This window comes from uncultured Clostridium sp., assembly GCF_963527835.1.
In the GTDB taxonomy this organism is placed as follows: Bacteria; Bacillota; Clostridia; order Clostridiales; family Clostridiaceae; genus Clostridium.
In genome coordinates this window covers 23,530-29,668 of the sequence record NZ_CAURTC010000044.1, presented here as the reverse complement: position 1 = coordinate 29,668, position 6,139 = coordinate 23,530, and the positions used below count along the sequence as shown (strand labels likewise).

General features: G+C 28.0%; 7 protein-coding genes. All 7 read right to left on the bottom strand.

All coding sequences use genetic code 11. The features are described from left to right. Window positions 1-263 precede the first annotated feature (263 nt). Complete coding sequence (locus RYM86_RS16125; RefSeq protein WP_315081763.1) at window positions 264-908, bottom strand: chloramphenicol acetyltransferase; 645 nt, start codon at window positions 906-908, stop codon at window positions 264-266. A 154-nt stretch (window positions 909-1,062) separates the two neighbouring features. Continuing rightward, entirely contained in the window at window positions 1,063-1,704 is a 642-nt protein-coding gene (locus RYM86_RS16120) for a lactate utilization protein (RefSeq protein ID WP_315081761.1), read from the bottom strand. A gap of 538 nt (window positions 1,705-2,242) precedes the next feature. Continuing rightward, entirely contained in the window at window positions 2,243-2,536 is a 294-nt protein-coding gene (locus RYM86_RS16115; protein WP_315081759.1) for a hypothetical protein, read from the bottom strand. A 379-nt stretch (window positions 2,537-2,915) separates the two neighbouring features. Beyond that, window positions 2,916-3,797, bottom strand: a complete 882-nt coding sequence (locus RYM86_RS16110) for a M23 family metallopeptidase (protein WP_315081758.1) — start codon at window positions 3,795-3,797, stop codon at window positions 2,916-2,918. 547 nt (window positions 3,798-4,344) lie between these two features. Continuing rightward, window positions 4,345-4,995, bottom strand: coding sequence for a hypothetical protein (locus RYM86_RS16105; RefSeq protein WP_315081757.1), 651 nt, complete (start codon window positions 4,993-4,995; stop codon window positions 4,345-4,347). Window positions 4,996-5,048: 53 nt separating this feature from the next. Continuing rightward, entirely contained in the window at window positions 5,049-5,429 is a 381-nt protein-coding gene (locus RYM86_RS16100) for a DUF3795 domain-containing protein (protein ID WP_315081756.1), read from the bottom strand. A 101-nt stretch (window positions 5,430-5,530) separates the two neighbouring features. After that, a complete protein-coding gene (locus RYM86_RS16095; protein ID WP_315081755.1) occupies window positions 5,531-6,088 on the bottom strand; it encodes a flavodoxin family protein in 558 nt (185 codons plus the stop codon). Window positions 6,089-6,139: the final 51 nt, after the last annotated feature.

The window sequence follows — 6,139 nt, the reverse complement described above, 5'->3', positions numbered from 1 at the left end:
CCATTACGGACTTTCACCGATTAGTACGTGCCCATGCTGGGCACACAATAAAAGAAGCTGTTGCATATTGCAACAGCTTCTTCATATTGGAGATTAATTTGTGAAAATTTATTTCTTCTTAATATTACATTCATGCTCTTTTATACAATGTAATATTATTATTTTGTATCACCTCTATTTTTAGCAAGCTATTATTAAAGTGCTTGTCTTATCAATAAATTATAAGTACTCATACTAAATTTCTATTCTATTGATGAATCATTTTATTTAATATAATTCTGTGGATTCTTAAGTACTTGTTGCACATCAGAATAAAATAGTGAACAGTGATATCCATCAGCAACAGCATGGTGTACTTGTAAAGTTAAAGGCATAAGTACTTTACCATCATGTTCAAAGTATTTTCCCCATGTAACCATAGGAAATAAAAATTGCCTTTCACTTTGATTTGTAACATCAAAAGAAGTATAGCTTAACCATGGTAGACATGAGATTAAAAAGAAATTATCCTGTGGTTCTGTCAAAGTTCCCCTAACTTTATAATTATTCATATCACTTACCATTTTCTCATAAAACCATTTGAAACTCTCATTATATGACGTACAAAGACTATTCATAATTTTTGTTTTTTCATTAAGAACAGAATAGTCTGGTGAAATTTCTTCAAAGTACCCTAGATTTCCACTTTGATCAAAACTCATTTTAAATTCTTTATGTTTATTTATTGCTCTTGAAACAATCCATGTAAATGCTGGATAAAACCTATATCCCTTTTCTTTAGTTAAACTTAAAAGTTTTGAAATGTCTATATTAACAGTCAAACTATAAGTACTTTTAGCAATATTCATAAAATGATTAAAGCACTCTTTTCGTTCCCAATTTTCTATATCAATTAACTTAAAGTTCATATATTTTCTCCTTATCATATATAAATGCTTTCAATTATTACTTTAAATTTTAGTAATTGCGACGCAAAAACACCATAAAATTTACTTTTGAATAATACGGTGTTTTTATAAATTGTTTATTTTTTCATAATTTAATAACTTTACTGATAAATAATTAATATCCTAACTGCTCTCCTACAATTATTACTTTTATCCTATCTTTAATAAACTGTCCTCTGATAATTGTAAAATCATTACATATCCTATTAGGGCTTTTACAATCTACACAATTACCTAAAGTAGTACATGGAGTGTTTTTACATAATCTTTTTGCATCAATTGGTGCAGCGTAATTTCTAACTCTTTTTTCGGCTTCTTCTATATTCTTAACAATCTTATTTATCCCAGCTACTAAAATAACCTGTTTAGGTCCATAAATCATTGGTGCAACCCTACTTCCATTCCCATCAATATTGTAAAGTTCACCATCTTCCGTTAATGCATTTGTACTACATATAAAAGCATCAGCAGAAAAGTTCTGTATATAGATTTGTTTTTTTTCTTCACTTGTTATACCTTCTCTATACTTATCTAAAAAAGTATAATTTCCATTACGTAAGAAATCTATAGCACCTGTTTCAAATAGTGTCATTGAATCGCCTACACCAACTACAGATTTTTCGTCTATAAGTTGTTTTAAAAGTTCTTTTAATTCAACATCATCCTTAACGAAAAAGCCTGCCATATTACGCTTTCTTAAATTATTTATAGTTCTCTCAACTTGTTTTTCTAAATACCACAAAACATTATTATCCATCTATATGTATATCCTTTCTAAAAATAAAGTTTAACTCTTAATTATTTTCTATATTATATACTAGTATTCCAAACTAATTATAACATATTTTGTAAATACCGCATTATTCAATTTTCAAATAACACTTCTGTCACACTTTCTACATGTTGTACACTTACTTAGAATTGCGAACAAAAAAATACCGCATACTCATTTCTGAACAATGCGATATTTAAATCTGTTATTTATTTTTATTGATTCATAATGTAATGAGTATGCGAATTAAAAAATACTGTCAAAATAATTGTGACGTTCTCTGATATTTGCTTTAAAGGATAGAATTGATTCATTATCAATTCTATAAATAGGCTTCTGAATTACCTTCAAGGCAAGACTTCTCATTTCAAAAGCCTTTCTTGAATATAATATATATATTTATAAAAGCTGATACTACAAATTTTAAGTTTATTAATTAAGGTATTAAAAGTCCTACACCGTTTAAAATTGAGTTTTACAAAACCACCATATACCTTGAGATTTAACACTATCTTTTTAAGTATTATTTTCTTTCAAAATCATATAACTCATCTTCATATCTTTCAAGTTCAATTTCAATAATTCCATTATCCCTACACTTAAAAATATCTTTACTTCCAATTGGCATTTTTCTGAGTTTTGAATATTTCGGATAAATATCATTTAGCGTTGCATAACAATATTTCTGTAATTTGTTTTCGGAAATATCAAAACAATGCTTTTTTATAGTTATTTCATCTCCCTCATTAAATATAGGGCAATATCCATTCTTTTTGATTATTTTCATTTTAATTATTGTCTGCGGTTTAATTTCCATTGTTTTTTCCTCCACATTTCCCTTAATATTTTTTTATTTTACTTTAGAATAGTTGACATTGTTAATCTGTCATTTTTGTGGTTGCTGTTCGTTTTATAAAAATGTTGTACACTCTGAATGGTACTAAAGATAATGTTAACCTTGTTCCCATTCCAGTTTTCAGTCTCAAAGAAATATATTCCATTGGTAAAGGAGCGTTATATTTTATATCCATGTTATTTTTACCTCAGGTTTTATAAATTTTCTTCACTTAACTTCTCTTTCTTCTACTATTATGAATTAATTATAACATAAATTATAAATATCACATTATTCAATTTTCAAAGAACATTATTTTTATTAATTAATAGGTCAAATCTAGATATAATATGCATAATCTTCAATTTTTAGGTGTTACAATTAAACCCTTTTCCGGCATAGGTTTACCATCGATATCTTTAAAATAAAGTGGTAACCCTTCTGCAAAGATTATATTAATAGTTTTCGTTGGATCTTGACGTTGATGATGAATATGCAAATGAGGTTCTGAAGTAGTGCCAGAATTTCCAACCCTTCCAATTACTTTTCCCTCATTTACATGATCACCAGCTTTTACAAGTACACTTCCTTTTTTTAAGTGATTTAACAATAAATATGTTCCTGTTTCATCTATCTTTATATAAACATGATTTCCTTCCATAGATAAAAAATTCTCTGTAGTTGGTTCTATATCCTGCTCCCCATCATATGCCTCAACGACTGTCCCTGAAATTGGTGCAACAATCTCTTTATCGTAAATTCCATAATCCTCAAGCTTCTTGCTGCCAATATTATTTGGCTCCATAACCAAATCATATGCCCATCTTTCAGATGCCCATATAGCATGTGGTGCATTTATTTCTACAACATTTCCACCCCATCCAACTATTGTCTTTTCCTTTAAAGGCCATCTTACTGTAATCCAAGGCATTACTTTATTGATATTAGCAGGATATTCCACCTGAATAACATTAAAAAGCATAAGTATAGGAAACGCGAGAATTAGTGATAATAACAATGTAATTGATTTTTGAATAACTTTTTTCTTTTTTACTAAACAGATAATAATCAATATAAGGCTAATAATCGCTAATAGGACACCGATTGGTGCAAAGAATAATTTTGCTAGTGACCATGCCACAACACCTACAATACCATGTATAAGAAAAACACTTCCCCACAATATAATTAATATGATAACTATTATAAAATTCAGTATTTTATTTACTTTTCCAATTTTCACTTTAAATCCCCCCTCTATACTTAACGATATAAACACTAGTTACATCTTTGTGTTCAAAAACATAAAAGTATCCTGCATCTTCTCTAAATGCTTTTTTACACCAATATATTCTGCTATAAGTTTCCTCCTAATATATAAAAATTTTTATAACATATAAATACTTCCAATTATTACTTTAAATTTTTGTATTGTGCAACAAAAATATCGCAAATTCATCTATGAATGATGCGATATTTAAATCTGTGGCATATATTATGCTCTTTATCTAATTATATATTGTTATAGCAATTACAATAAAATCAACAGGTATCAAAACTATTGTGCTACAAACTGTTATAAAATTTTTAATCTTAGTATATTCTTTAAAAATTTTCTTCATTTTAAAGTAACCTCTTTCTTACTTCACTATTCATTATTTCATTGTAACAATATAACATTTATTTTTTCTTAACAAAAGGTTAATATTATCTAAATAATGGTAATTGTAATTTATATATATCATAATTAAAATTTGTCGAGTTGTTTGTACTTTTCATTATATTCATAATTAGTATTTAATCGTGTTTTTCCTCAAATAGCCTTGAAATCCATTGTATTTATCTACACTCATCAAGTATTTTTCCCAAGCATCATAAATAATTGATAAATAAGAAATATTTTCACCCTCGTCCTTATTCAAAAACAAACATAATTTTTTAAAATCCTTCAAGTCACTCTTCATTTCTTTTATCTGTTTAAGTGATGCACCATCCATACCACACAATACGCCAAATGGTACTTCATGAATCGAAAATTCAAACCAGTTCTTTTGACGTTCATATCTATATTCTAACACTACATTATTATTAGAATATTTGTTCAACACTATATTCTCTAGTTCTAATATTGATTTTTTCCAAGACATATATTCCTCATAATGTTGTATCATATCTGTCTCAAACAAAAATAATAAACCATACACATCAAATTTATTTTCTTCAATACATATTTGAGGAAAAATCAATTTATAATAAAATTGCCTTGTAAATTTAATATTCTTGTTTTTCTTTACAAACTCAATTACAATCGAAAGCTGAGGCATATTAACATATTCCTTTTTTAGCCACTGAACAGACTTCTCATGTTGTTGTTTTCTTTGAACTTTTCCTATTGGTTCATTTTCGTGTATTAGTTTATAATCCTCTAAAACTTGATACATGATTTTCCTCCTTAATAATCCCATCTACAAATTTCTGTTTTAAATTCTATATATTATGCTTTTTTATTTAAAAGTAATTCTTTAATTTCCTCCTCCGTCTGCAATTTATCATAGTCATCTATAAGCTGCCCTTCATAATGATATACCATTCCATCAGCTTCATTCTGCGCCAAAGCATCCATTAACTTATCTTTTCCATATTTAGCAATAAATTTTGCAAATGTACGTATTCGAAGTTTGTTCAACATTGGATTTTCGCATGGAAACTGTGTACATTCCCAACAGCCGTTCAGTCCCCTGCTCGTACAACAATTAAATGATTTGCACCATTCTTTATCTTTGCATCCTTCATTTCTACATCCAGCACAAGTTGCATTTTCACTACAAACACAACATGCTAATCCACAATATGCCACTCCTTTTGTTCTTTCCATATTACACCTCACATAATCTGTATTACTATCACTTAAATAAATTACTGTCTTTCTATCCATCAATACAAATTGGATTTTCATAGTCTATTTTCTATCAAAAATTATTCTCTTAACTCATTAAAAAATTTTGTAATACCTTTTATCCCTTTTATAGCATTAATATCAGTAATTGCTGGATTATTATTTGTATTATGACTATATACAAGTGGAAATATGTCATGTGAATTCATATGATGAAGTAAAGTACATGCTGTTTCATATGGTTTGTTTATGCTTCCATCTCCCCCACCAACGACAATAACGGCACCATTTTTAGGCTTTTTGATTAGAATCTCTTTGCGAAAGAATTTTCCACAGAAATAAGTTTGAAGCCTACTTCCAACACTCAGCAATGCTCCTGTTAATTCTGAAAAATAAATAGGAGAGGCAATTAAAATATTGTCACACTCCTGTATATACTTATAAATTTCCTGCATTTCATCATCAACACAACAGCCTTCATTTTTCCAACAAAATCTACAGTCAATACATGGATGTATTTTACAATTATATGTATTAACTATTCTATACTCACCATTTAACTGCTTAACCAGTTCATTTATCAAACTAACAGTATCTCCATCTTTCCTTGGAGAACCATTGAATATCAATGTTTTCATAATATTCCTTTCTTCTTTTCCTGGTAAATTACTATTTCGATTACTAAAATT